At 41.9% G+C, this 26,025-nt stretch carries 24 protein-coding genes and 2 pseudogenes; 19 read left to right on the top strand and 7 right to left on the bottom strand.

Annotation, left to right across the window (positions count from 1 at the left end):
• Positions 1-1,233 (bottom strand): annotated as a pseudogene (locus R7Q46_RS13510) (transposase); the annotation flags it as partial.
• Positions 1,234-1,558: 325 nt separating this feature from the next.
• On the opposite strand from R7Q46_RS13510, the gene R7Q46_RS13505 reads away from it, so the two are divergent.
• Positions 1,559-2,215, top strand: coding sequence for a quinolone resistance pentapeptide repeat protein QnrVC1 (locus tag R7Q46_RS13505; protein ID WP_000415714.1), 657 nt, complete (start codon positions 1,559-1,561; stop codon positions 2,213-2,215).
• 428 nt (positions 2,216-2,643) lie between these two features.
• Here the strand turns inward: R7Q46_RS13505 and R7Q46_RS13500 are convergent.
• Positions 2,644-3,093 (bottom strand): annotated as a pseudogene (locus tag R7Q46_RS13500) (helix-turn-helix domain-containing protein); the annotation flags it as partial.
• Positions 3,094-3,543: 450 nt separating this feature from the next.
• Complete coding sequence (locus R7Q46_RS13490) at positions 3,544-6,561, bottom strand: Tn3-like element IS3000 family transposase (RefSeq protein ID WP_213899645.1); 3,018 nt, start codon at positions 6,559-6,561, stop codon at positions 3,544-3,546.
• A gap of 239 nt (positions 6,562-6,800) precedes the next feature.
• Here R7Q46_RS13490 and R7Q46_RS13485 point away from each other — a divergent pair, with 239 nt between their 5' ends.
• The gene (locus R7Q46_RS13485; protein WP_025634090.1) at positions 6,801-7,313 is read left to right on the top strand and encodes a hypothetical protein; all 513 of its coding nucleotides are present in this window, start codon (positions 6,801-6,803) and stop codon (positions 7,311-7,313) included.
• Between the two features lie 894 nt (positions 7,314-8,207).
• Here R7Q46_RS13485 and R7Q46_RS13480 read toward each other — a convergent pair.
• Positions 8,208-8,570 carry a hypothetical protein gene (locus R7Q46_RS13480; RefSeq protein WP_025634091.1) on the bottom strand — a complete coding sequence of 121 codons (363 nt, stop codon included), beginning with the start codon at positions 8,568-8,570 and terminating at the stop codon, positions 8,208-8,210.
• Between the two features lie 86 nt (positions 8,571-8,656).
• Positions 8,657-8,941: a hypothetical protein gene (locus R7Q46_RS13475; RefSeq protein WP_138058896.1), complete on the bottom strand. Its 285-nt coding sequence runs from the start codon at positions 8,939-8,941 to the stop codon at positions 8,657-8,659.
• A 753-nt stretch (positions 8,942-9,694) separates the two neighbouring features.
• On the opposite strand from R7Q46_RS13475, the gene R7Q46_RS13470 reads away from it, so the two are divergent.
• From R7Q46_RS13470 to R7Q46_RS13440, 7 genes are all read left to right on the top strand, one after another.
• Positions 9,695-10,243, top strand: coding sequence for a hypothetical protein (locus R7Q46_RS13470; protein WP_025634097.1), 549 nt, complete (start codon positions 9,695-9,697; stop codon positions 10,241-10,243).
• A gap of 11 nt (positions 10,244-10,254) precedes the next feature.
• Positions 10,255-10,593 (top strand): hypothetical protein, encoded by a 339-nt coding sequence (locus R7Q46_RS13465; RefSeq protein ID WP_025634098.1) that lies wholly within the window; start codon positions 10,255-10,257, stop codon positions 10,591-10,593.
• Positions 10,594-10,604: 11 nt separating this feature from the next.
• The gene (locus R7Q46_RS13460) at positions 10,605-11,942 is read left to right on the top strand and encodes a hypothetical protein (protein WP_025634099.1); all 1,338 of its coding nucleotides are present in this window, start codon (positions 10,605-10,607) and stop codon (positions 11,940-11,942) included.
• A 105-nt stretch (positions 11,943-12,047) separates the two neighbouring features.
• The gene (locus tag R7Q46_RS13455) at positions 12,048-12,365 is read left to right on the top strand and encodes a hypothetical protein (protein ID WP_025634101.1); all 318 of its coding nucleotides are present in this window, start codon (positions 12,048-12,050) and stop codon (positions 12,363-12,365) included.
• A 260-nt stretch (positions 12,366-12,625) separates the two neighbouring features.
• Entirely contained in the window at positions 12,626-13,273 is a 648-nt protein-coding gene (locus tag R7Q46_RS13450; protein ID WP_042776360.1) for a hypothetical protein, read from the top strand.
• 245 nt (positions 13,274-13,518) lie between these two features.
• A complete protein-coding gene (locus R7Q46_RS13445) occupies positions 13,519-13,935 on the top strand; it encodes a hypothetical protein (RefSeq protein ID WP_025634104.1) in 417 nt (138 codons plus the stop codon).
• A 308-nt stretch (positions 13,936-14,243) separates the two neighbouring features.
• Positions 14,244-15,401 (top strand): tyrosine-type recombinase/integrase, encoded by a 1,158-nt coding sequence (locus R7Q46_RS13440; RefSeq protein WP_213899644.1) that lies wholly within the window; start codon positions 14,244-14,246, stop codon positions 15,399-15,401.
• Here the strand turns inward: R7Q46_RS13440 and R7Q46_RS13435 are convergent.
• Entirely contained in the window at positions 15,398-16,120 is a 723-nt protein-coding gene (locus R7Q46_RS13435; RefSeq protein ID WP_213899643.1) for a hypothetical protein, read from the bottom strand. The genes R7Q46_RS13440 and R7Q46_RS13435 overlap by 4 nt on opposite strands.
• Positions 16,121-16,298: 178 nt before the next feature.
• Between R7Q46_RS13435 and R7Q46_RS13430 the strand changes: the two genes are divergently transcribed.
• Both R7Q46_RS13430 and R7Q46_RS13425 read left to right on the top strand, forming a co-directional pair.
• On the top strand, positions 16,299-16,661 hold the full coding sequence (locus R7Q46_RS13430; protein WP_025634109.1) for a hypothetical protein: 363 nt from the start codon (positions 16,299-16,301) through the stop codon (positions 16,659-16,661).
• Between the two features lie 3 nt (positions 16,662-16,664).
• On the top strand, positions 16,665-17,102 hold the full coding sequence (locus tag R7Q46_RS13425; RefSeq protein ID WP_025634110.1) for a hypothetical protein: 438 nt from the start codon (positions 16,665-16,667) through the stop codon (positions 17,100-17,102).
• Here the strand turns inward: R7Q46_RS13425 and R7Q46_RS13420 are convergent.
• Positions 17,099-17,590 carry a hypothetical protein gene (locus R7Q46_RS13420; RefSeq protein ID WP_213899642.1) on the bottom strand — a complete coding sequence of 164 codons (492 nt, stop codon included), beginning with the start codon at positions 17,588-17,590 and terminating at the stop codon, positions 17,099-17,101. The genes R7Q46_RS13425 and R7Q46_RS13420 overlap by 4 nt on opposite strands.
• A 314-nt stretch (positions 17,591-17,904) precedes the next feature.
• On the opposite strand from R7Q46_RS13420, the gene R7Q46_RS13415 reads away from it, so the two are divergent.
• The 8 genes from R7Q46_RS13415 (at position 17,905) to R7Q46_RS13380 (ending at position 26,018) form a co-directional block, all read left to right on the top strand.
• On the top strand, positions 17,905-18,459 hold the full coding sequence (locus tag R7Q46_RS13415; RefSeq protein WP_025767024.1) for a J domain-containing protein: 555 nt from the start codon (positions 17,905-17,907) through the stop codon (positions 18,457-18,459).
• Positions 18,446-18,970, top strand: coding sequence for a DotD/TraH family lipoprotein (locus R7Q46_RS13410; protein ID WP_025634114.1), 525 nt, complete (start codon positions 18,446-18,448; stop codon positions 18,968-18,970). The genes R7Q46_RS13415 and R7Q46_RS13410 overlap by 14 nt, the downstream gene beginning before the upstream one ends.
• Entirely contained in the window at positions 18,967-19,896 is a 930-nt protein-coding gene (locus tag R7Q46_RS13405) for a type IV secretory system conjugative DNA transfer family protein (protein ID WP_025634116.1), read from the top strand. The genes R7Q46_RS13410 and R7Q46_RS13405 overlap by 4 nt, the downstream gene beginning before the upstream one ends.
• Before the next feature lie 8 nt (positions 19,897-19,904).
• Positions 19,905-21,047: an ATPase, T2SS/T4P/T4SS family gene (locus tag R7Q46_RS13400; RefSeq protein ID WP_025634117.1), complete on the top strand. Its 1,143-nt coding sequence runs from the start codon at positions 19,905-19,907 to the stop codon at positions 21,045-21,047.
• A 376-nt stretch (positions 21,048-21,423) separates the two neighbouring features.
• Complete coding sequence (locus R7Q46_RS13395) at positions 21,424-22,071, top strand: hypothetical protein (RefSeq protein ID WP_025634121.1); 648 nt, start codon at positions 21,424-21,426, stop codon at positions 22,069-22,071.
• 11 nt (positions 22,072-22,082) lie between these two features.
• Complete coding sequence (locus R7Q46_RS13390) at positions 22,083-23,708, top strand: hypothetical protein (protein ID WP_318077548.1); 1,626 nt, start codon at positions 22,083-22,085, stop codon at positions 23,706-23,708.
• A 17-nt stretch (positions 23,709-23,725) separates the two neighbouring features.
• Complete coding sequence (locus R7Q46_RS13385; RefSeq protein ID WP_025767022.1) at positions 23,726-25,288, top strand: hypothetical protein; 1,563 nt, start codon at positions 23,726-23,728, stop codon at positions 25,286-25,288.
• Positions 25,278-26,018, top strand: a complete 741-nt coding sequence (locus R7Q46_RS13380; RefSeq protein ID WP_069489435.1) for a hypothetical protein — start codon at positions 25,278-25,280, stop codon at positions 26,016-26,018. Before R7Q46_RS13385 ends, R7Q46_RS13380 begins: the two co-directional genes overlap by 11 nt.
• Positions 26,019-26,025: the final 7 nt, after the last annotated feature.

Here is a 26,025-nt window from a genome sequence, read left to right as displayed (position 1 = left end):
CTACCACTCCTCAATCTGGTCGAACGGTTTGGCGGGTGGCAAGTTGTCTGCCTGCGGGTCGGCAATATCCGTATCCGGCGGAACGGGCTTGTCCGGCCGAGCTGATGTCTTGAGGTGCTGGCGGCGATCCGCGTCACGCCGCGCCTTGCGTGTGGCCTTCTGCGCGCTGGTCACAATCTCACGCATCTGGCCGATCATGCGGAACAGCGCCGACTCATCCACCTGTTCGCGCCCTTGCTGCCGCAGTTTCGCCAGCGCCTGCCGTTGTTCCCAGAGGGTGACAGCCGGATGCGACAAGGTACGGTAGGGAATTTCCAGGTAATGCTGTCCCTCCGGTTCCAGGACCCAGATACGGCTGATGTCGCGCGGATCGCGCCGGATCAGAAAGGACGGCCAGCGTTCACGCCGCGCAATCCACGGCTTGAGCGCATCGGCGTAGTAGTGGATGTGGTCGATGACAAAGCCGGTGCGGGTCAGCGTGCGCCGGAGGATCGGCAGAAAATCGACCAGGAACGAAGTAGCGCGTGTGACGACGGCCGGTACGCCGACACGCGCCACGGCCTCGGCCCAGCGCGCGGCCGGCGGTTGGAGCAGGCCGTTGTGCACCGAACCGTGGTAGGTGCCGACCGCCAATGTGAGCCAGCGCTCTAGCTCGCGCAGCGTCAGGGCGGCCTTGTTTTCGGAATCGTAGTCGCCGCGCTGGTCAGGGTTGGAGAAGGTCGTTCCCGGCAGTTCGTCGTGAATCATCTGCATCGCCGTGCCGATGATCCGTTCCACGATGCCGCCATAGTGCGGCTGTCCCAGCGGGCGATAGTCCAGCCGGATGCCATGCTGCTCGCAACCCCGGCGCAGGGCCTCGCTCTTGAACTCGGCCGCGTTGTCTAGGTAGAGCAGCAAGGGCTTGCCGCTCATCTGCCAATCCATTTCCACGTTCAGTCCTTCCAGCCAAGGGCGCTTGTCGCAGGCGACATGCACGAGGCACAGGCCAACCGAAACGGCAGACGGCGCTTCCAGCGTGACGACCATGCCGAGCACGCAGCGGGTGAACACGTCGATGGCGAGGGTCAGGTACGGGCGGCCAATAGGTTGCCGGTCGCGGTCATCGACCACGATCAGGTCGATGACCGTATGGTCTATCTGCACCTGCTCCAGCGGCGCGGTCACGGCAGGAGGCTCGCCGCCCACACCTTGTAGGTCACGAGCGGCATCCTGGCCTTCCCGCCGGCGGATGACCTAAAGGTTAGCTTGTTTTTTTTGATTAAATCTTTAGTATTCAGAGTCATACATTAATTTTTAGTAAGCAAGCCAAAGCGACAAAACGAGCATGCCTACTAATACGCTGTTATGTGCTTTCTCTAAAGCAAGCCAGATTCACTAAAACTTTCTTCTGGCTGGCCGCATCGGTCGTTTCGAATTAGCCCCCTTTAAAATGCCGTTTTGATGCCTTATTTTGGCTAAAACGGGGTGTTTTAAGTTTCTGTTTTTATTGGTTTTGTTTTTGTTGAGAACTTTCAGGTAAATGATAGTCTTCAAATCAAATGTTTTTTGGAGCCACAGCATGGAAAAATCAAAGCAATTATATAATCAAGTGAACTTCTCACATCAGGACTTGCAAGAACATATCTTTAGCAATTGTACTTTTATACATTGTAATTTTAAGCGCTCAAACCTCCGAGATACACAGTTCATTAACTGTACTTTCATAGAGCAGGGGGCATTGGAAGGGTGCGATTTTTCTTATGCTGATCTTCGAGATGCTTCATTTAAAAACTGTCAGCTTTCAATGTCCCATTTTAAGGGGGCAAATTGCTTTGGTATTGAACTGAGAGATTGTGATCTTAAAGGAGCAAATTTTAGTCAAGTTAGTTTTGTAAATCAGGTTTCGAATAAAATGTACTTTTGTTCTGCATACATAACAGGTTGTAACTTATCCTATGCCAATTTTGAGCAGCAGCTTATTGAAAAATGTGACCTGTTCGAAAATAGATGGATTGGTGCAAATCTTCGAGGCGCTTCATTTAAAGAATCAGATTTAAGCCGTGGTGTTTTTTCGGAAGACTGCTGGGAACAGTTTAGAGTACAAGGCTGTGATTTAAGCCATTCAGAGCTTTATGGTTTAGATCCTCGAAAGATTGATCTTACGGGTGTAAAAATATGCTCGTGGCAACAGGAACAGTTACTGGAGCAATTAGGGGTAATCATTGTTCCTGACTAAGCGCAAGATTCGGCTACGCACATAACAAACGCTTTAAGACGGATTCGCAACGTTTGGCGGTTTTAGTTTGAATTGGCTTTTGTATTTACGGTGTAATAATTGAGTGTTGTGGTAGCGTTGCTCACCACTTAAGCGGGCGTTAGCAGTAAAGAGTATTACAATTAATCTATTATGGTGAGGGTTAAATTATTCTAGAACTAGATTCTGTAGCTAAAGAGCTAATAAGTCTCGCTGAAGAGTTATTTGGAGAGATGGTTAATCAATGGAGTTATTGTGGTATAGAAATTAATGACCACTCTCCACATTTGGCGTACTACCCAGATACTAACGAAGTTGCTATTTCATTAAGTGAACGAGTAAAGAATGACGATATTCAGCTGATTTTTCAGTTGGCTCATGAGGTTTGTCATTTACTATATCCAACTATGGATATAGCGCGGGTCAAGGCTAGCGATCCGTAAGGCCACGGTATTGCGCGCCGGCACTCGCAGTTTTTGAGCCTTGCACACCTGAGTGACTTCGCGGTGAAAGGCCGCTAGGCTGCGCTTCTGCTTGGTCAGGAACCGCTTTTGCAGTAGCTCGTGGATGACGCGCTCGACCGGTTCCGGCAAGCGCCCCTTACCTTTACCTCCACCGGACTGGCCGGGCACCAGATCCGTCACGAGGCCGCTGCCTTGCCGGGCACGCCGGATCAGAACGTATACCTGGCGCCGAGACAAGCCCAGCGCCTGAGCCGCCATATCGGCCGCTTCGTGCCCGACCGTCTCCGACTGCGCCAACGGACTGATGATCTCCGCACGACGGCGCGCACGCTCCCAAGCCTCATCAGGCAGAGTGGCCACGCCTTGTTCTGGAATCCGTGGGGTGTCCGTCGCCATGCTCACCTCGCTTTGGTGCACACGAGTATTGAGCATAGTCGAGATTGGTGCAGATCACTTCTGATATTGAACTGTCAGGAGCTGGCTGCACAACAGCCATTACGCCCAATCAACTGGTGCAGTCGTCTTCTGAAAATGACACCACCTTCCAGAAACGAACAGACTTCGCTAGTTCGCACCCGGAAGGCGGCGCGAATCAAAACACCCCATCTTGACAGGTTAACCAAGTCGGTTACACTTACACGCATTGATAGGCGACAGCCAGGAGGTGAACCATGAACATGAAGCGCAAGCCGAAGGCGCCAGGCGAAGTCCTGGAAACGCAGTTCATGCAGCCGAACCAAATCACCCAAAAGGAGCTGGCCAGCCATACCGGGGTTCTAGGGATTTTCCGTCCAAAAACGACAAAGTGCTCTGGAGGCCGCGCCGTCCGTGGCCTCCAGAGGGGTATTACTTTTCGCTGACGGGTAAATATCCCTCGATTGAGCGCATAAGCTCCTCCAGATCTGGCAATTTTTCGCTCAATTCGAAGTGGTAAGTCCCCTTGAGGTTAATGTTGTGCCAGGCCACAGGGGATGCCTGTTTGACGATATCTATTCTCTTGGTATCTCCTTGGTATTCGAAGCTGGTCAACAGCTGGCTGAGTATCCTGGAGTTGAAGTAAACGATGGCATTGGTGACCAGGCGAGCGCACTCATTCCATAGCTGGATTTCTTCGTCTGAACTGCCCCGGAACTGATCCCCATTGACGCTGCTCACGGCCCGACGCAGTTGGTGATAGGCCTCTCCCCGGTTCAGCGCGCGCTGAACATAGTTTCTTAAACTGGCATCATCGATGTAGCACAGTAGATAATTCGCTTTCACCAGGCGATTGTATTCCGTCAGGGCTTCCAGCAGCGGGTGATTGCGCTTGTACTCCGAGAGCTTTCTCACCAAGGTGGCTTGCGTTGTTTTCCGCTGCTTAAGTGATACTGCAATCCGTTGGATGGTATCCCAGTGCTGCGCAATACGATGGGTATTGATTGGCTTTTTTAAGCACAGCTGAATTCGGTGTTCTTTGTCTTCCTTGACATCAAACATGTCATTGATCACTTTGCCAACCTGGGCATAGCGTGGGGCAAACTGGTATCCGAACAGATCCAGTAACGCGAAGTTCACATGGTTCACCCCATGGGTATCGGTTGAGAGCACATCCGGAATGATGTCTGACGTATTGCTCATCAACAAATCAAAGATGTAGTGCGATTCATGTTCGTTGGCGCCGATCACTCTGGCGTTGATCGCAGCGTGATTGGCGATCAAGGTCATGGCAGAAACACCTTTTTGAGTGCCAAAGTACTTCGACGAATAACGGGTTTTGAAGGTCTCGCGCCGGGCTTCGAACTTTTGACCATCGGCACTGGCGTGGATCACATCTTCCTGGATGTTGTAGTACCGGAAGATGGGTAGCTTGGCTGTCGCGTTATTGATGTTGTCGTTAGCAGCATTCAATGTTTCCAGGCGAAGATAGTTCGCCTGGATAGTGCTGAGCTGATCATAGGTACGATCAGAGATCTGTGCCATGCCGTAAATGCCTTGATTGGTTGCATTGCCGACCAGAATTGCCAACAGGTCATATTCATGGGAACGGCTTCTGGATTGGGAACCCAGCACATGAGCGAAGCAGTCAATGAAACCGGTGTCACGATCAACCATGCGCAGTACATCCGCAATCCCCGTTGTGGGAATTTGCTGGAAGAAGGGATTGTTGACCAGATGATGTTTGCTGGCCGAAGGCAGGCGCCAGAAGCGTTTACCCTGCGGATTACGCAAGATGATATTCCGGTTGTCTTCCTGTTCAAGATATTCGCCGACTTCGTACAAACGGGTATCCAATTCCATGGCCATCTGTTTGATCAGCTTTTCAGGCTCCTCCGCTAATTTTGTAAAATGGCTCTGTTGAAGCAGCGTATATTTGTTTTTTCGCCAATGTTCCCCGTCGATCAGGTCGGCGTCGAGTGCCCGGTATTTAGTGATATCAGGCAGCGTCAGCTGGCCATTCAGGCGATCAGGAATCTGTTGATAGAGGAACCACTCATAACGATCGATCAGGATATTCCCTTCACCATCCAGCAGGAATTCACGTGATTTTTTGGAAAGGAGTCTGGTGTCGGCAGTTTGCAACTGAGCGTCCTGGCCGTTGAGTTCGTTTTGTGTTTTCGCCAAGGCGGCCGCTAAGTGCTGGGTGCCGTCGCAGCCTTCGAAGCGCAGACATAGGAACAACTCTCGCAGCAAACCTTTCCGCAGACTTTCTTTCTCGTCGCAGTACTGCCACATGGCTTCATCGACCGATCGTCGCTGCTCGTTCAGGAAGAGACATACAGATTCCAGATCCCTTTTGGTCAGCAGGCTCAGTGCTTGCTGTCTTACTGTTGCAAACGGTAGTTGCAGATCAATGCTGTCATCAATGAACAGGTGCAGTACTTCAGCTGCCTTGCTGACATTTTTAGCTGCTTTTTGCCAATCCTTAAACACCGCTTCCTGCGCATAATCCTTTGCCTTCTGTTTGGTCTGTCTGACATGATGCACAAAGCCATCGGCAATACGTTCCAGCGCTTGCTGCCATCGCGTTTGAAGATAGCACAATAAATACAGCCATTGGCTGCCTACGGTTTGACGTTTCAGTTTGGCACCGTAGTAGTCGACTTTCTCTGCCAGGTGTTGCAGATTTTTCTGCGACAGTGATAGCGTGCTCAACAGCAGATCCACTTCCGGCATCCAATGCTGGATATGGCGATAGACAATCAGTTCTTTCTCCAACTCGGTTCCGGTGAAGTTACGAGCCGATTGTCGCAACTGTCGGAACGGCAGTGGACCTGTGCCGTTCACGAGCTCCGCCAGTGCTTGCTTAAGACCGCGTGACATTGCACGCTCAAGGTGCGCGGCCATGTGTTCCTGTTCGTCTCCCACCACCTGACTGATGATCTTTTGCAGCGTGCTGTAGGCAGGGATTGCGATCTTCTGCCCCGAACAATATTCAATGGCCGCATCGAAGAGGTGCCTAGGCGCTGTCCAGGCTCTGGCTTGCTGGGATAAGTAATCTCTCAACGCCGCTCCATGGTCTTTGACATTCCAGCGCTGGTAGTTGCAGAGCTGGAAAACACGTTGGTAAATCCGTTCTTTCTCTTTTGGCGTGAGATTAAAGGGTCTACAGCCTGGGCCTGGTAGAACGGTTTGATAAACGTATTTGAGGTCCTGCTTGATCTGATGAAAGCCGGGATTCAGCACCACCGGCTTGGCTTTGAAATAGCCCAGCAGTACCACCAGCATGTAACGCTGGCCCCGATGACGGAGGCTTTTAGCGATCGCCAGTTCCTTATCGTTCAGCGAGAAAAAGAAGCGTTGGTCGGCGGAGGTGAAAGCGGGGGGTCCATATAACTCATCTTGTTCTGCCTCGGACAAGATTTGGACACGTTCTTCGAATGCCATGGATTTAGCCCAAAAAGACTAAATCTTACTCAAACAGAGCCCAAATAGGGATCTCGAAAAAAGTAATACCCCTCTGGAGGCCACAGACGGCGGGGCCTCCAGAGCACTTTGTCGTTTTTGGACGGAAAATCCCTAGAACCCCATCAACCAAAGTTAAAGGCTAAGGTCATTTTCGGGGGGATGGGCGCAAAACCCCTTGTTAGGTGGAGAAAATATGACCCAAACGAAAAAAAATTATTATGGACAAATCAGAACATTGTAAAGAAGTTTACGCATATTACGGTTTAGCGATGTATCGTGCTCAATGTGTGGAGCAATCGATTATTCAGTTGCTCATCTTTTGTGATTTATACGAAAGAGAGGCAAAGTCTAAGCACACCCAAGAGGAGTGGGAGGCTAAGTTTGATAGCTTTGATCAGGAAGTTAGTGATAAGACGATGGGTAGACTAATAGGACATCTAAAATCTTTAAACGTACTTCAAGCGACTACAGAATCGTTGCTAGCTAAGGCACTCAAGGAACGTAACTTCTTGGCTCATAGTTATTTCCAAGCTAAAGCTATGGATTTTATGAACGCGTCTGGGCGTAATAAGATGATTACAGGGTTGGAAAAATCAATAGAGTTGTTCAATGAGGTTGAGGACATCCTAAACCCAATCACAATGACTGTCGCAGCAAAGTATGGGTTAACCGAGGAAGTTATTGCAAATATTCAAAAACAGGCTCTGGAAGATGCGAAAACCGACCTTTAACAAACGACTATGGCGTCAATAACTAATTTTTAGCTATGTTCTAATCCTACATGATGCATCTCTTAGCATATCACAACCATCTTGCGAACACATGCAATAATAGCAAGCGTTTAAGGTTTCAAGATGCTTTTTCTAATCTGACAAAAACGTTTTAATACACAGCTCTAAAACATTTTTGTCCAGATACGTGTTCCAGCGGATGGTCAGACAACCAGTATGATACTTTTATAGTCAATTGTTGTGAGATTGAAACATGGTAGTACCAATTGGTATGAATCTTTATTTATGTCAGCGTGACATTTAGAACGGTACTGACAGGCTTACTTGAACATTTAGTATGAAACTTTATTTCTCTCCCAAATCTACGGGGACTTCAAACCATAAATATACACGGTATCCACCACCTAAACTACACCACAAGCCGCTGTTACGACACCAATAACCTTAACTACCTCACTCGCTTTAACTCGAATGAAGCGAGCTTCGCTCGCAAAGAATCAAGCTCCCTTTCGCGTCTTCGACGCTAACGAATAAGGGCTTCGCCCTAAATATTTCTACTCCTTGGTGGCTTCGCCACTGCTAAGACCCCCTGGAAAAAAGTTTGGCGTAGCCAAACATAGATATGGATAGATAAAGATAGAAATAAATCGATATGAATAGTATTTACCAATCTAAGAAGCGGCGAAGCCGCTGGTTCTCCCAGGGGGGAGAATGCTCAAGAGGCGGCGAAGCCGACCTTATAGTTACAGCACGTGCGGATGGAGCGAAGCGGTGGGGGAGAGGCACCAATGAGTACCTTAAAGTGTGGTGGATACCGTGTATAGTTGACTAATTTTTGTTCGATAGTGGTTCAAATGAGGTCCGATTTAGACCTCAATATTTGAAAACGAAGTATTAAGTCAAAGCTGATAATGGCCAAGCAAATGTACTCAAGGAGTTGTCTGACTCTTTGATTTTCTCCACAAGGTCATCCGCTCCGACTTCAATACCACATTCATACAGTCCATAAACCTCTTTTACAAAGAAAGGTTCGTCCGAACTAGTATCCTTTACCATTTTTCGATTAAGGCATTCATTAATAAATGTTCTAGAGACATGTAAGTTCTCAGGATGTTGCCTGTTCCAGGTATCGATCGTATGCATTCTGGAATCTTTGATATGAGCGAGGTGCTGACTAATTTGTCCTCCAATTATCGACACTATGACAGTAATCGAAAACAATATTACTTTTAGACTAAGACGGATCGCAGATTTCATGCAGTATTCCTATTATAGAGGGGGATTTATTCTGATTTGGTGCTTAACGAGGTTGTTTGTGAAAGCTCTATCAAGTTGTAGTTAGGTCATGACATAAAAGGAACACCAGCCTTTTCTAGGTCTTGCCATGTAAGGGGGGCGTTCTTCACTGTACGGGGTGTTTCAAAGTGAACATTTTCGGCTTCTGAAATAAACATTCCTCTATCAGGATTTAAAAGATCCATGATTAAAGTGCCATCGGGATGGACAATAAACTCCAATTGATATCCCTCCGGTACATTTGGCCATTTATAATCCTCAGGAATGATGCCTTTAAGCCTTTGCGAGACAATGGAGACTGTCAAAACTTCATCTTTATCAATTTTTATCATATCAATCATACTCTTCGTTAATATTTGTACCAAAGCTCATATGGAAACTAAGTTGATCAAATTATCAACTAGCTCAGCATGAGGTTTTCCTAACATACGTATAAAAATATATGGTAACATTAGTATTGTTTTTTATACGCGAATGACATCTATTATTCAATGTTTAGTCTAGACTGCCTAAGAATGGTTGAGGAAAAGCTAATGTTTAGAACAAAGTATTTACTGATAGCACTATCTTGTACTGCTTTGATTTGCCTGATTTTCTTTAATAGCGGAGCATACAAAGACAATTTCGAGGTGGTGGCCAAGGTATGTGGTCTACTATCACTAGCTAGCTGGCTAGAACGTACAAAGCAGATATAACAGATAGTCGTCATGTGGCCAAAACCTATACATCCATATCTACTTAAAAAGCATGCGTACAGGTGTGCTCTAGATCCATATCGACACACGTTGATGACACTCCAGAACTATGACGACCTGATAAACCTAGATCTGCAGGTGCTTGATACTCTATATCAACTAGAACATTTGATAGTCAGTCATTTAGAAAAAATGACAAACCATCATATTAACTCAATTACTAGTGGTAAGTACCTTTTCGGCTTGAAACTAATAGAGGCGGCTATACACAGACTTCCAGTACCGACATTCGAAAATATTGAACTGACATCGCGATCAGATAACGGCGTAAGACAAATCCTCGCGATAAAAGTGTTGTAACTGAGAATATTTGAACTAGGAGACTCAAGATTGGAAAGCGCAGTAACTAAAACAAGATGTACTGCTAAGCGCAATACATCAACGAACATCGAAAGGGCATGCTCTGCTAGTTTAGAAGAATTACTTTCAACCTATAAATTAATTGAAAGTATGGGAAGGTATGATCCTCTCTGGATCTCTTTCGAAAGAAACAGAATTGAACAAATTTGCAAAGTTAAAGAATGGACTAGGGTTGGTTTAAAAGAGCTCAATTGTATTTTGTCTTTGAAAGATATGATTAAGCTCGCCAAGAAAGAACCTAACCTAACACCACTACTTGACAGGTTATCAGGGTGTTATCGCGTTAGAAGTACCAATACTTACATGGTAAGTACCTCAAGCGAACTCGATTTGTTGAAGATTGAATTTACAGCAGCAGCACGATTTACTGTCGCAAGTTGGATGTACATTGCATTTTCTACCCATTTTGAGGACGGAGTTGAGCTAGGTTGGTCAACCATTGATGCAATATTCGAATCTCAATCACTCCCTTCAACACATCCAGACACATGGACAATGGACAATTTCTTATACATCTAGGAGGTAATAATATGATGCATTACAAAGACTCTGTATTTTCACCAGAATGGGGGCAGTTCACCAGAAGAATAGTTATATTGGCATTTTCTCTAACAATTGTAGGTTTAGCTGCATGGCGATTCTCTCAATTAGAGTCTTTTAATCTGCTTTATATAGTAATTCTTCTTCTTGGTATCCTTATCCAGGGGCTATACCCAATTTATGCTGAACGCAAAGAATTGAGACGCAAGCTTTACAGAAGACACTTGAGTACACTTAATATTGATATTCTCGAGAAGTATTTAAATCAAGCTGAAAGCGATATAGAACGAGATTTGATAGAAGACACCATTTCCACAATACGTTATTGATTGGTGATTGAATGGATATCAAATTCGACACTACTGAAATCTATCACGAGAATCGACACCAAAACCTTATGCGTATAGTCAACCAAGACTACAACCGTAAGATTCAGAACTTATGTAGACATTTAGATATGCCTCACTTGGCCAGTTATCTCAGCCACAGATCCAAGCCTCAGAAGAACATCAGTCACAGACTAGCTAGAAACATAGAAACAAAGCTCGGTATGCCTATTGGACAACTTGATGAGGCCATTTCTACCATAAATGTAGACCCAACAATTGATGATAACCTCCCAATTGACAAGCTTGCCAGATCTAGGAATTTAGAGATCCTATTGACCCTTATAGGGAATGGCAATATTAGCAAATTGAACTCAGAGCTAGGTTGTCATTTGAACAATCATTTAGGGCCCAATAAATCCCGTATGCTAGGAAAAAAGTTAGCAACCAGAATTGAAACTAAACTAGGGCTACGCCCTGGCACCATGAGCGTGAAATGTACTTTCAATGATTTTCTACCATATTTAAACAGGGACCAATTGACTAGGCATATCGAGTCTAAACAAGAAGAGTATGATGAACGAATGTCAAAACGTAGAATAATAATTGAACAAAGGAATGATATCGTGAGCCAGATGTTGAAGAAGATAGCCAGCTTTCTGGAAGGCAGTGGTACACATGAAATATTAGAGGATTCTGATATTAGAAAGGTGTATATCCCTGTGCCAAACCACAAAAATGAACTCCCAATATTAGTTAGCTGCGAAACTAAGCCATCAAACAGATTCTTAATTTTATGCTCTAAAGGTATGACAGAGCGACACGATAAACTCACAAACATGATTTTAAGCGATAGGGATAAGTTTGAAACAGATGTCGGTGAAATGGACCATTATCCAAAAATCGCTGTAATAAACGCCTATGACCGAGAGTTGGCGATGCCATCGTTGAATAACCCAGAAATTACATTAATTATTAAAAAGGCTTTGTATCAGCTCAGTAACTTGACAGACGACTATTTGCTAGCAAAGTTTAAGTTAAAAACAGTATATAACGAACTAGTAACCGCACAACTCCAATACGTAAAGTCATTCAGTTCTGTGCAAATCATTAAAACAAAGGAGCTGTTACATCGAGGTTTTTCAATACCCAATATTAAGTTGCGTGGAACAAGGGAACTTAGCCACTCTTTACTAGTACCAGTTAGCAATAGCAAAGATACCTTAAGAGAAGTACGGGAGTTTGCAAAAGGAAGTGGTACTGACTTCGTATTGCCCATCTGTATAAATAATGGCAATGTGGTGTCAGACCAATTTGTGCCTACCAAGACCTGGCTGGCCAGCCACATATAGATACAAGCTTGATCATAACCATATAAAAACAAAAGATAATTGATACATACTTGGTAACATCTTAGTATGTGTCAATATGGTTTTTTTTTACGCAAAGTAGGAAGTATGTTGTTCTTTCTTGAAAAATTGGGGATCAAGGCAGCGATGCACTGTCGGCTCGTGAATGGTAATCAAGAGCATTTATTATGGGGGCTGGATTGGAACTCGAAAAGAGCACTACTTGAGTCAAAAAATCGCTGGTTTTGGCTACCTTTACAAAATGTAGAAATATCGAATGTTACAAACATAGTCGATAAACTTTCGGAGTTTTACGCTTCACATGATGAAAAGATATTAGGTGTAAATTGGCTTGAAGGCACACTATTGATATCTAAAGATACTCACTTGGATTGGGTTACCGAAGAAGATCTCGAGCTTCCTTAAATCATAACCTAACTGTTTAAAGAAGGATTAATTTATGGCCACTGTTGCAGCATTACCTTTCCCTCAACTACCTGAGTTTTTTTCATTTTTCGCAACAAACCCCTACGGAATAGTAATTAGTTTACTATTAGGATTGATCATTAGTGGCGTTGTGTTGAGAGGACTAGTTGATCTGTTTAGAGGTCAACAAAAGTAATAGCTCAATTTTGTTTAGTTTTTAGATAATACAATTTAAGACTTATAACCTGATGAGAAGCGGCATGTTAGAAAGAACAATGGAAAGAGAGCTCATCTTTCATGGTACACGAGCTAAGGAGTTTGATAAATTTGAGTTAGGCATGCTAGGTACAGGCGAAGGCTGTAATGATGCTAATGGATTTTACTTCGTTTCTAATCTGAAAGGAGCATGCTATCACGCTGACTATAAAGCGAGGCAGGTAGGTAAACCTACCGTATATGTGTGCGCAATAAAGGAACAAGCTAAAGTAGTAACTATTGGTAAATCCATTTCTATGCACCCCAAATATCTACAGCAACATTGGGATAAATTACCAGTGTGGATATCAACTAAGAGGGGTAAAGAATGGTACTCAGAACTTGCAAAACCACCTGAAAATCGAATACACAATGACCTAATTGATTTGAATGAACGGAAACGTTGTCATATTTTGCGTGAAAACGGTATCGATATCTTAAAGGATTTTGAGAGTGGCCAATTTGTAGACGGTGGGTATCATGGCCGTTCTCATTTAGTGTTAAATCCAGACTCTATTGATATAATTGAGACTTTAAATGTAGAAGAAATATATGATGAAATATCTGGGAGACCCAAATTTTACCACCTCCGTAAAGAGCCTTGTATATTTGGTAAATCAAATATTTTAAGCCGACTTTGCGAGTATGACTGAGTATATTTTGACCCGTTTAAATCTTTCAGATATTAAGTTTAACATAGACATTGTTCTAGCATACCCAGGTTAAATATCAAATTGAAAGGGCTGGTGGGTGTTTTATAACCAGCCTTTTTGATGAACAATAAATATTTAAAACTAGATATAACTAGTCATGAAATACAATTATTGTATTTCATGCATTGAATATTCCAAAACAATCCCCACCTTAATACTAATACTAACAATAAAACGGATATAATATGTTCGACTCACTTAAAAGCACCTTTCCCTGGTCTATTATAGCTATCGTTGCTGTATCTGGCTCTGGAGTCGTCGGTGCAAAACTATACAAAGAATATCTCAAAACTACCGGGCCAGCAGTTGTTCAAGGCATTTCCGACAACGAAGCGTACAAAGACTTTGTTGACTGCCTGACGGTGGTAGATTTAGAGCGTTCTAGCTTAATGGAAAAATGCGACAGTTTCTATTTAGAATACCTACCAGCTAAAACAGATCCGAGTTACAAGAAGAAGATCATAGAAGTTCAACAGCTAAAGCCAGAGTGGATTGAACAAACCTACCAGAAATTAACTTGGTTACGATCTGACTATGGACTTCCTGATTATCCACCACTGGAAGACTTATCCAATGGTCAATTGACTTCAGTAAGCAACTGATTTCAAACCTAACAGCACAAGGCAACTTTAAATGTTGCCTTTTTTTTATCTATATTCAAGTAATATTCCCTTACGCAGTCTAGCAGACTATGTAGAACCATGGGTTATTATGTGGGTTTTACTTTAGTACCTCGCTTTGTTTTCGTTAAGCTAATCTTCGAATAATTCATATAAACTCAACAAACAAATAGCACTGTATAAATAGACATGATTATAAAGTGTAGTATAATTTGAGTTATATTACACTTTTTGGCCGTTAAGGTTAGCGTTACAGGTGACAGCGTAACACTTTATTTTTGGAGGTGAACGTGGAGATTACTAAGCAAAATTTACCAATTCCTGCATCCGGATTAGAAAAGATTAAGGCATTAGAACTAGGCAATAACAAAGAAAAAGAAAATCTTTCACGATTTAAAATCCCTTTGCCTGAACTTGACGGTGCAATTGACCCTGATCACCCAAACCTAAAGACAATTCTAGATAACATGGCCATATTCGAGGCTACACGTGGTGGTTTTTCGAAGGCAACACAAAAAAACATGTTTTCCGCTGTTCGCTCTTGGATAAGATTTACTGAGTATATTGAATTAGCCTACGCATTTCCTATACATCCAAGAATGTTTTACTACTGGATACTACACCTTAAAAATGAACAGAAAGTGTCTTATGCGACACTAATGAGCCGAAAGAACCTCATAGCCATATTTTTGAATCAACTAGGATTCGCCAACGTTACTGAAGACAAGCTTATAAAAGACTTTTTCAGGGGTGTAAAAAAGGATATGGCAGAATCTGATTTATCAAAGGTAGAGCAAAAAGTTGCTTCACCATTCAGAGCAAGCGATTTGAACAGGCAGATCGAAATAGTTGGGACACTTGAACAAGCTGGGCCAAAGCTTTTCAAAGACCTAGCATACATGACCATTGCATACTCTACTGCTCTTCGTGAAGAAGAGATCTTTACTTTAAAACGTAAAAACGTCATCATTTCTAGTGACACTGTCACTATAGTGAGGACAAAATCTAAGACATCTGCAGCGCCACCCAAAAAGTCTATCATTGGCAGGTATGCAGGGATCGTAAAGAAATATATTGAACTTGTAGAAAATGGAGTAGAGCTTTACAACCATGTAACCCCTTCAAGACCAGTCGAAGATCAGGAATATTATATTTTTGGTTGGATTCTGAAGAATGGACAGCTTAAGGACCCATTAAAACCTATGAATGGTGTATCCGTACTTAGATTGTTCCGAAAAGCATATGAACGACAAAGTGTATTTAATGGTCGTTGTTGGTCAGGGCATTCGGCACGTTGTGGAGCGGTAGTTGATGGGCATGTCGTTCATAAGATGAATGCAGTCGACCTTATGTCTATTGGTGATTGGACAAATATGGGTACTGTTAAAAGATATCTGAGAGCTACTGGTCACCTAGAAGCTTCTAATATCGAACTACAAAAACACTAAATCAAAGCTACCTGACGCAGAATTCGTTCTTGGTCCAAATCTGGAAACGCAGTAGCGAAGTAGTGTTTTGTAGCCACTTCTAATTGGGCCATAAACTTTATCTTTTGGGCGATGTTTCCTGTAAGGCTTATTGTTTTACCGGAGATGATTGTGCTTACATAAATCGAGCTCTCTTTAAATCCTATAGACAATGGCCCAGTTTGTTGTTGGTGAAACTTTAACTTGAAATCAAGGCATTTAAGGTTTTGAAGAAATAGGGAATAAGCTTGAATAAGTTCAGTGTGAGAAAAGGCAACTGAGATTTTGTTGTTCCAATCACTTGAGCGACCGTTATGTTCTGGGCAAATGTCTACAACAATTGAAATTAGGTTGTTAGCTATGTTTCCTAATCGAATCACCGCTGCACAATTTAATGACTTGTTATAGAGATTAATTTGACTATTTGGGTGGAAGTAAGCGTTTGATTTTGTGGCAGAAGGTTGCACTGATTGTGACTTGCCGCCAACTTCAGATAGACGAACGTCCTGCTTTTGTTGATTAAAGGCGTTCAAACAGACATCATTGCTTTGCAAAGTTGTACTTTGTGGGCTTAGGTGTTTATCGTGTACATTAACAATTCGATCTGAGGTTTTTTCTGATACTACATCCTGATGATTCAGATCATCTGTTATGTCAGAAAACTCGTTGTCTGGTTGAAATTCCCATGAATTTACACTCATATCGCCCCCAAAGTAGTACGTTAGTTGTCAAAAAAATGGCAAATACCCTTGTTTATGTATATCTTATATTGATACATAAGCAAGATTTATAAAGACTGGATTGGTTCCTGGTGAAGCAAAGAGGAGTTACCTTTGCCATCAATAGAACCGATGGGCACAAGCTTAAAACAAAAAATATATGAACCCAATCTCTCTAAAGACATTACCAAATTTTACAAGCTATGTGCTTTCTATTTCAGAGTACTTGCTCTTAAATGTTCTTGAAAATGACAAGAAAATCATAAAGAAAATTCAAAGCGGTGATGAGCTACCTCTACCTGAAATTAAAAACTCTTTAGATCAACGATTTGAAGATCTAAAGTTAGAAATATTTGACTATGAAATCCTTAAGTCAATCGCTATGAATTATCCTCATGACCACTACGCTGAAAAAATCGTGTCTTGTAACTATGACTATCATATGACAATGACCTGGTTCAAGAAGGCTATTCTTCAGTCATCTGTTAGACCACTTGCCTTTGCACAGCTTGAGTTAGGCTAAAAAATGGATTTAGAAAAACTCAAAGTGTCAGTTGAAAAGTTCTCAAGTCAGAACTTTCAAAAACAACAAGATATTCTCCAACTACAAAATAGAATGATCGGCACCATTCTACAAATCAGACTAAGTGCAATACCACCAGCTCGAAGAAGTGAATTCGATAATACCAGTTTTACAAATTTGCCAAGTTTGCTAACAAAATGGCAAGTTAATCCAAATGCTGTACAAGATATCAATTTCTTTCTGAATGAATTTGAGACAAAGTTTGGCAGGAGATTTGACCATATTAGCTTGAAGAGTGTTGAGAAAGCTAATGTACTTGAACCTAGTCAACAAACAATAAATCAGAGGCTAGAATCTTGTATAACTGGACCAGTAAATGAAAAGGACGCCATTGGTATCAAACAACAGCGTCCTGATAATGACTTCGACTTTTCTCGCTAGTAGAGCCCTTCCATAAATGCCTCATCATCAAGACATGCTCTTTCAATTTCCAAGAACTCTTCCATTTTACGTAAGTAATAGGACTGCTCTTCGAAAGTGATTTCATCAAACAAAAATTGATATCCGCTCATAGGTGTAGATGAAACTATCTTAGAGAGAAAGTGCTTTGACTGTTTAGTAAAGCCAGGAGAAACAATAAGCGCCGAAACATTGTTGGCTCTAATTGTTAGAAGTTGAGTTTGGCTAATAATTTCATGTTCTGCGTCTAGCCAACCTCGAGCTACCTTTAACTTTTTCTCTAAAAGCCTAGCGCTAGGGTCTGAAACATAGCTTTCTTTTGAATTAAGCCTAACGTCACGATGATTAATACCTAACCGTGAAACTAATTCAAGATTAGCCTCACGATTGATTAAATATGCCGCACCACCTTCATTCTGTTTTGTAGCGAATATGTCGGAGAACAGTTCGCTGTAATGATTCTTATCCATTAATACTTTCTTATTTTTGAGAATAGACGCAAATAATCATGTGACTTGTATCTAAACATTAACTGCCGTTATGTCTAATTTTCACCCATGAAGAGTGAAACTTAAATAAATTTTCATCATTTGTTGCATATGTGTGAGCTATATCCCTATTTGTAGGTCGCATTACGCAAATATTTCTACAATTTGTTGAGTAATTAGTCTATTGAACCGATATCACTTCTGAGACTAGCAAATTTAAACTAACATTTGACTCAATAATAAGCCTATGCTAGCAGCTTTCGCTATTGTATTTTAGACAAAAATGGCATAGATTTATGCTATTATTTGCTATTAGACATCTTATTGTGTTCGAACTAATTAAAGAAAAAATATTGGGTTTGGCTTCCATACTCATCACTTCTTTCGCTGCTACATATTATTTGTCCGCGAGTTATACATTCGGTGTTTTCACGAGTGCCTTATTTGGCATCGCATATTTGTACTTTATGCAACGGCAACAACAACAATCGGTTAGAAGAAAGGAAGCACAAGCGAAGATACGTGGGTTTGGTTATACAAACTCAATTTCCTCTCAGATAGAAAGACCCTCTAATGCCAGTAGATCTCACAGTTCTCCGACTCTGAATGAACAAAACCCATTTAACTTCTCTGAAGAAGAAGTTCAGGCTTTCAAATTATTAGGGCTACCTATTACGTCCCTCAATATTTCTGAAATCAAGAAAGCCTTCCATCAAAAAGTTAGGTATTACCACCCAGACATTAACCAAAACATCAGTACGGATGAATCAATCATCACTGTTTCAAATCTGAATACAGCTAAAACACTTTGCATCAATGCAACGAAGAGGAAACAAAATGAACGTCTTTAAGCTTTCTAGCATAGCATTCGCTTCTACTCTACTTCTTGGGTGCGCAACTAATGAAGTCAAAGATTTAAGGCACTTAGAAAAGAGCCCTGAAGAAAGGGCTTTTGGCGATCTTGAGCCATATGCAGTTGAAATGCTTGACGAGCTCCGATTGTTAGCAAAAACGAGAAGTGCACATGCACAAGCACTTAAAGGCCCTGAGCAGAGAAGGCAGGAGCGCATGCTCTCTACAATGGTGTTACCTGGTTTTGAAAAGGTTGTTGACTGGAATTGTGATTGTGAAGTCGAAACTGCCGTAAAAGGTATTGCTGAGACAGTAGGTTATGGTTCTGATCGAGTATTTACTTATGGCCAAAAACCACCTGGTGGCGTGTTTGTAAGTATTAAACTGAAGGATCAACCAATAAACGACGCAATAAAGATTATTGACTCTGAAAAGGGTGCCCAGGTAGACATCATGGTCGATAACCGACTTAAGACGATTGTCGTTAAATACTTGGAGACAAAAGCGTGAGAACCAATACTGCTATTTGTTTAATTGCTAGTCTATTTTTCAGTGTTACCACTTTGGCAGATGAATCTAAGCGCACCTATTACAGCTTAAGTGAACTAAAAGATGTAAAGGTTAGACAACAACTAGTAAGCGATGGTGAAGAGGCACTCAGAATTGAGTCGATCCGCGAAAGAGCTGAAGAAGTTGGCAGTGCGAATGGTTATATAGCTACGATGGAGCGCTTAACAGATGTAGTGGATAGCAAGTCTCACCTCTTTGACCGCTTGCTACCTTTCGAGCATCTCATTAACGCTTCTGCAAATCTAAGTTCAGGTGAAGCCAAGTACCTTCGTCCAGGTATGGTAGACAAAGTAGAAGCTCATGCCGCGATAACGCGAGACACAAAAGCTACGATTATCAGGACCGATAATCTTGTCTATCGATTGAGAGAACAACCTAAGCCTGTGTTGAGGAAACCGCATTGGTCTGACTATCTCTACGACAAAAATTCACTTACGCCGACCACATTAATTGACGAACTTTTACCTAGAAATTCAGAAGAATTGGAGATCTTCAACTCAGCTCTTGATGAGGGATGGGCCATGGGCTCAGAACAAGCAATTGCTGAGATGAGAACTCGTGTAATTAATGCTTTTATTGACGCAACAGCCATGATCCGTTACGTGAATTTAGTTGAGTCCGGATATATAGAAAAGCCAGATATGATTATTGAAAATGTAGGAATTACGGTACAAGGAGACCAATTAGGTTTAGGCACTCAGTTCATATCTTTGAGTGGTGAGGCAGTTTGGCAGACAAACTCTGATCTCTATTCTTCACCAGTAATAAAAGACCCTAGGGGCTCTGTACGTAGGGATGCTGTTTCTAAAGTAGAAACTGAAGGCCTTACTCACGACCAAATTAAATCCATTCTCGTTGAAGAGTGACACCTACCATGAATGATATTCCATTAATACCTGTTTCAAGCGAAATGACACAAGTAGATATCGAAACTGTCATATGGAAAGCAATTGAGTACGGTGCTTCAGACATTTTAATAGACTGTAACTATCGAATCAGAATCGATGTAAACGGGCAAATCAGGGAAATCACTGATAAACAAATGCAACCTAACGCATGCCGTAATATTCTTGAATATATGCTCGGCACCAAAAAATCGCTGATTAACAATGTTAATGCAGCTACTCCTACGTTTTTTGCATTCGTTACCAAAAACCCCAATGATCAATCTCAGATTAGGAGTTTCCGCATTGCAGCTATTACCTCAAGGTCACTTGAATATGGAAAGACCTATAAGATGGTTGGTAGGTTGAACCCTAAAACACCAAAGGACGCAGAATCTTTGGGTATAGAGCCGGAGCTAGTCAATCTTGTAAAGCATAACCGTAAAGGTATTCTTATGTTTGTGGGAGGGGTAGGCACAGGCAAAACAACTACTATGGCCGGAATTGTAACTTCAGTGCTAAAAACTCCCAGCCTTGGTAAGCATATCTTAGTTTTTGAGGACCCACCTGAAATTAATTATGAGGGAGTAAAGATTGCTCCTGGTAACAGTATTTCAGTTCATGAAGTAGGTTCAGTTGAAACAGACTCCGATGTTCAAAGTTTTAATCAAGGCCTTGAAGCTGCTCTTCGTCTTCGTCCAGATATCATCGTTCAGGGCGAAATACGAAGTAAAGAATCAATCGAAAACGCATTTAACGCTTCTAACACTGGCAACTTCTTGATGGCTACAATACATGCAAACTCTTGCGAGACAGCGATGAGCCGCATCTACAATATGATAGATGGAGAAAATAAGCTGGCTGTATTAGCTGGTTTTATTAGTCAACTCTCTGGCATTGTCGCTCAGATACTAGTTAGAACTCTCGACGGTGAAAGGATTGCTGTTAGAGAAACCCTATATCTAACTGAAGAAATCAGAGAAGAAATGCTGAAGTGTAAATCTGACACAGAGATATCTGTAGTAGTAAGAAGGCACCTAAAGGAACAAGAGCTTACCTTTTCTCAACAAATCGCAAACCTATATCACAACAGTGAAATTGGGCCAGAATATCTCCTTATGGAATCAGAATAATGGAATATAAACCGAAGCTGGATAGAAAAGCGGTACAAAATGCGATGAAAAGACCACTTTTCCTACTTATGGACGGGTCTACAATCGTCCCGGTTTTGACATTGCCAATAATGTTCAGCTGGAACTACCTTAAAGCCATGTGTGTTTTCTATGTATTAATGTCTTTAATCTCTCTTACCAAAAGGACACCATTAGAGTTTTTTATACACCTCCTGTCAAAATACAACCAAGGCAACAACTTGCCATATCGAAAAAACGAAATTTGGAAGCCAGATAACCGATAAGAAATTGTTCTTATTCGTAGGTTACCTTACAGCTTCGTTTATTGTTTGTTATCCGAAAATGACGTATATTTATCAAAATAATAGGGGTTACTATGATGAAATTAAGATTAATTTTACCTTTACTCGTGATGAGTAGCGCGCAAGCGGGGGTTGTATTTACTGAATACGAGTCAGATACAGCTTATGGTTTAAACGACATCCAATCTAAAGTCGGTTACCAAAATAAATTACCTGCTCACGAAATACTGAATGCTTTAGCACCAGCTGGTTGGCGGGTAAATATTGGACCAGGCATCTCTTCCCACCAATTAGCCTGGGTACCTTCACCTAATTGGCGCAGTGCTGTTGCTAAGATACAGGAACTAAATTCCGGTATTTATATTGTTCTAAATGAACAAGAACGAGTGTTGGCTGCATCCAAAAATCGTGAACACCTTACGTACCTTCAGACACGAACACCAAAACTCTGGACATTAGACCCTAAACTGTCACTTAAAGAGAACTTTGAGGTTTGGAATACAAAGTCCAATATCGACATTATTTGGGGCTCTAAATACGACTTCCCTGTTAAATCACGTTCGGTATTGATTGGTGACCTAACAGGAAGAGACGGAGTCTTAGATAGAGTGCTTAAGGAGACGTTAAAAACAAAAGAACCATTGTGGATTAGTTACAGCCCTGAAATTGGTGCTGCTCATATCCTAAAAGGCGGTTCTACTGAAAAAGGGACTTACCAGTAATGAACAACACATTGAAACTTAAAGCTCTCACACTAACCATTATCGCGCTTGTCAGTGGTTGTAGTACTCCTGGTAAAGATGCCAATAGAGTTGCGACAGCACAGGCAGACGCTGCCACTGAGACGATTCAAAAACACAGACTTAAACCCGGTATAGATCAGAGCGTCTACAGCGAAGACAATAATTACGTTATTCTTGGGGAACCTTTCAAGTTAAAAGAAAGGCAAGACCTTCCAGAGATTTTTCTTACCCCGAGTAAATTCATGTCATATCGCTCTAAACCCCTTAGCGACACGATTGACTATTTGAACAATAAGTATGCCTCGTATGGGGTTTACATTAGCTTTACTAGCGACGCTATCAAGTATCTTAACCAAGACTCTGGAAGTTCCAAAGCAAGCGGTGGTACAAGTGATTCTACTGGTGATGATTTAGACGTTTCGGCACTTTATACAGATACGAACAAAGGGTCACTATTAGATGGCGCAAAAGTGTCTATTTCCCTGAACTTTGAAAAGCACGTTGCTTTAAAGCAAGTGTTGGATGCTATCGCAGCAAAAACCAACCTATGGTGGAAATACCAATCTGATGGTCGTGTATCCTTTTACCGACAAGAAACTAGACACTTTCGGATCGACCAATATGCTGGTAGTACAACTTTAAAATCAAGTATCAATTCGTCTACTAGCGGTGGTCAGCAAGGCGAGGGGACAAGCTCTCAAACTTCGAGTTCTCACTCATATTCATTTGACCGTGACCTAGGGAAACCAATGGACCAACTCCTCAAGGGGATTAAATCCATTGCTTCTGAAGATGCAAAAGTAGAAGTGTTACCTGCACTAAGTATGGTTGCTGTAACTGACACACCTCGAAAGCTGCGAATTGTTGAGAACTTTATTGATGAGTCAAATTCTACTGCTGGAAAGATGATCAGGCTCGATATAGAGCTATGGGAACTGATCACTACAGACGAATCAAATTACGGCATTGAGCAATCTATTAAATACGCTAAGAATGACTTCGAACTTAAAATCGATGGAGTTCCAGTTGGTGATGCAGCTAAGTTAGGTGGTTTAGGGCTGAGTATCGGTGATGGTAGCTTCAAAGGCACTGAAATGGCATTGAAGGCTCTTCAGGGGACTAAATCTCTTTCGCTTAAAAAGTCAATTACGACAACTGTACCAAACAATGATGTTATTCCAGTCCAGTTCGTAAATGAAAAGAAATATGCGGATAAAATCGACCAAAGTGTATCTGGTGATGTTGTAACACAATCTGCAAGCACAGATACAACAACAAACGGTATTGTTTTCTTAGCTTCACCACGTGTTAACTCAGATGGAACAATTGCTGTCCGTATCGTAACTGATGTAAGTACCTTAAATGCAATTGACCCACTAGAAGTTGGTAATACACAACTTCAACTAACAGACAGAACTGTTACTGCCATGGTTAGCGCTAGAAATATCCGTTCAGGCGAAACAATGGTTATGACTGGGTTCGAGCAAGTGATTGACAATGGCCAAAACCAGTCAGTTCTAGGCGATTTGCTATGGATGTTTGGTGGCAATGACTCTAATGCTAAAACACGCTCAGTGATGCTAGTAATTATCACGCCTCATATCGAAAAAGTTTAACCCAATTAGGTCCTTTTATGCAGTCACTAGAAGAACTTGGATTTGATAGGCACTACATCGGTTTAGATTGGTACGAGGTTTCAGAATCCGATAAGACCATCCATATCAAAAATCTGGTTAACAAATACGACGCTACAAATGCAGTAATTGTTGAAGGGTCAACAATTGATGATGCACCAAAATCAACAATCGGTTTCGCTCAAAGCATAACGACAAAATACTACAGCGCGGCGGCAATCGTCGCTCGCGCTATTTGTGTCGATCACCCGAATGCTTTCTTCATACAAAAGCTACCATCCGGTAAATATTGGTATCTTTTGGTAATTGATAAGTGCCCAGCTGGTGGTGAGAATGATTTGGTATTTGAAACGGTGGAAGAAGTTATCCAACAGATCTTCGACCATTATCAAATGTACGATCTTCATCACGTAAAATTACGCTATGTAGTCCCTAATGAGATAACAGAAAATATCTCAGAACTATTTGAAGAGTCACGTTCAGAGTACCAACAGCACTCATATGACGTCATATGTGAAGCTGTACCTAATGAAAAGTTCGCTCAAATTCAAACAATTGAGCAGCTACTCAACACAAACCCTCTATCAAAGATAAAACCATCCCACATCGTATTTGTGGCTCTTGGAATTATATTTTTGATAGGTGTGCAGATATTTAAATCTAACTCCAAGCAAGAGTATGTAATTCCTGACATAGATTCAATGGTGAAGAAAGCATCAAGCAGTACTCTAGCTAAGCAAGCTGAAAACGATTTGAATCATAAAAAAATCGAGAGAATAGACAAGGCAAATGCAACTAAAGAGGAAGCAAAATGGCTTACTCAACGTTTAACCGCATCAGATCCTAAAAAGGTCATTTTGAACCTTAAAGCCTATATTAACTCTCTTCCTGTTGATGTTGGTGGATGGTTCCCAATGACTGTCGATCTCGTTACCAAAGGAATCATTACTAGAGACTCATCAACAGTAGACAAACCAGCAGACCAAGAGTTTTTTCATGAGACGACCGTTTTGTGGAAAAACGGAGGGACAACGGTTGCCAATTTTAGAGACAACATCGAATTCGATGGAACTATCACTTATTCACTCTCTGGAGAAGAGATTACTACGTCTCAAATAGTACCGCTTCCTAAACCAGACCATTATTTTGATGAAAGTGACGCTTTTATCTTCATAAAGGAAACTCACGGCCACTACCTAGACTTACTAACCTTCATTCAGCAACAAGCAGAGAAGACACATGGAAGACTGTACGGAGCGATTTCAGCAAACCGCAAAACAGAAAGGGAGATCCCTTTTAAAAACGAAACATATTCCACTGAAGTAAGAAACCCACAAATAGATTACACCGTTGTGAATGTACAACTTTCGTTAAGTGGGTTTGGTTGGGCATTTAACTATTTGGACCAACTAGCTAACGATATCGACAAATTTAAAAGCATGATTATACAGAGCATTTCGATAAATCTGGAAACAGAAGAGATCGTTCTTAAGATGCAGTACATACACGAAAGTAGCATTCTTAATCAACAAGACAAAGAGGTTTCATTACGTGAAAATTAATACTATTACCCTATGCATCGCGACCCAATTGTTGAGCTTTACAACTTTTGCAAATGATCAATCCGGGCAGACTTACCAAGACATCCAAAAACAACGAAGCCTCTCTATAGAGGAAAACAAATCACTCTCGCAAAATGAGTTGATACGAGCCCAAAAAGAGCATGCTAATAAGATGTTAATGCTTGACAATCAGTATCAGCAGCTTTTGATAGAAAATAACAAATTACTAAACGGTGGGTCTGAACCGAAAAAAGAGAAGGCATCGGATGAAGAGCGTTTAGCAAAATTCCAGGAGGAGACTAGGACAAAACGTAGAGCTCAACGAGAAGCTGAAGTTAATGCTCTGCTAAACGAAATGGAAAAACAAATCTTCGTTACAGATATTTATGAGATAGCTGGTCAGTTGAAAGGTGAGTTTTGGCATAAGGGGGCTATCCAAACTTTAAAAGAAGGGGAGAGCTTTGGGGACTGGTATGTAGATTCACTGTCATTTCAAGGCGCTGTAGTCATGCCTTTCGATTATTCAACTCACAAAATGGACAAATCAAGAGCACGACATATCACGGTTAAAACCTCTGACGAAGCAATTGACCGCTTTAAGAAAGCGCAAACATTCCGAGACCGTATTATCGAGCAGAAGATTGGGGAGCTTTCAGAATCAAGTATGTTTGGAGCCCCGGCGCCTACATTAATTAATGACTCTCCCTCTCAAGGTTTAATGTTCAAGTGAGAATTTC

It is taken from the genome of Vibrio sp. 811 (assembly GCF_033339195.1).
The sequence above is the reverse complement of the archived record's forward strand: the minus strand, read 5'-3'. Positions and strand labels throughout refer to the sequence as shown.

What these genes read in the sequence shown, in the direction of transcription:
- R7Q46_RS13435 (WP_213899643.1), bottom strand. Translation starts at nt 16,120, where the DNA reads ATGAGTGTAAATTCATGGGAATTTCAACCAGACAACGAGTTTTCTGAC.
- R7Q46_RS13395 (WP_025634121.1), top strand. Translation starts at nt 21,424, where the DNA reads ATGATGAAATTAAGATTAATTTTACCTTTACTCGTGATGAGTAGCGCG.
- R7Q46_RS13490 (WP_213899645.1), bottom strand. Translation starts at nt 6,561, where the DNA reads ATGGCATTCGAAGAACGTGTCCAAATCTTGTCCGAGGCAGAACAAGAT.
- R7Q46_RS13420 (WP_213899642.1), bottom strand. Translation starts at nt 17,590, where the DNA reads ATGGATAAGAATCATTACAGCGAACTGTTCTCCGACATATTCGCTACA.
- R7Q46_RS13400 (WP_025634117.1), top strand. Translation starts at nt 19,905, where the DNA reads ATGAATGATATTCCATTAATACCTGTTTCAAGCGAAATGACACAAGTA.
- R7Q46_RS13450 (WP_042776360.1), top strand. Translation starts at nt 12,626, where the DNA reads ATGTTAGAAAGAACAATGGAAAGAGAGCTCATCTTTCATGGTACACGA.
- R7Q46_RS13430 (WP_025634109.1), top strand. Translation starts at nt 16,299, where the DNA reads ATGAACCCAATCTCTCTAAAGACATTACCAAATTTTACAAGCTATGTG.
- R7Q46_RS13445 (WP_025634104.1), top strand. Translation starts at nt 13,519, where the DNA reads ATGTTCGACTCACTTAAAAGCACCTTTCCCTGGTCTATTATAGCTATC.
- R7Q46_RS13460 (WP_025634099.1), top strand. Translation starts at nt 10,605, where the DNA reads ATGGATATCAAATTCGACACTACTGAAATCTATCACGAGAATCGACAC.
- R7Q46_RS13465 (WP_025634098.1), top strand. Translation starts at nt 10,255, where the DNA reads ATGATGCATTACAAAGACTCTGTATTTTCACCAGAATGGGGGCAGTTC.
- R7Q46_RS13485 (WP_025634090.1), top strand. Translation starts at nt 6,801, where the DNA reads ATGGACAAATCAGAACATTGTAAAGAAGTTTACGCATATTACGGTTTA.
- R7Q46_RS13505 (WP_000415714.1), top strand. Translation starts at nt 1,559, where the DNA reads ATGGAAAAATCAAAGCAATTATATAATCAAGTGAACTTCTCACATCAG.
- R7Q46_RS13455 (WP_025634101.1), top strand. Translation starts at nt 12,048, where the DNA reads ATGTTGTTCTTTCTTGAAAAATTGGGGATCAAGGCAGCGATGCACTGT.
- R7Q46_RS13415 (WP_025767024.1), top strand. Translation starts at nt 17,905, where the DNA reads ATGCTATTATTTGCTATTAGACATCTTATTGTGTTCGAACTAATTAAA.
- R7Q46_RS13385 (WP_025767022.1), top strand. Translation starts at nt 23,726, where the DNA reads ATGCAGTCACTAGAAGAACTTGGATTTGATAGGCACTACATCGGTTTA.
- R7Q46_RS13425 (WP_025634110.1), top strand. Translation starts at nt 16,665, where the DNA reads ATGGATTTAGAAAAACTCAAAGTGTCAGTTGAAAAGTTCTCAAGTCAG.
- R7Q46_RS13475 (WP_138058896.1), bottom strand. Translation starts at nt 8,941, where the DNA reads ATGATAAAAATTGATAAAGATGAAGTTTTGACAGTCTCCATTGTCTCG.
- R7Q46_RS13410 (WP_025634114.1), top strand. Translation starts at nt 18,446, where the DNA reads ATGAACGTCTTTAAGCTTTCTAGCATAGCATTCGCTTCTACTCTACTT.
- R7Q46_RS13480 (WP_025634091.1), bottom strand. Translation starts at nt 8,570, where the DNA reads ATGAAATCTGCGATCCGTCTTAGTCTAAAAGTAATATTGTTTTCGATT.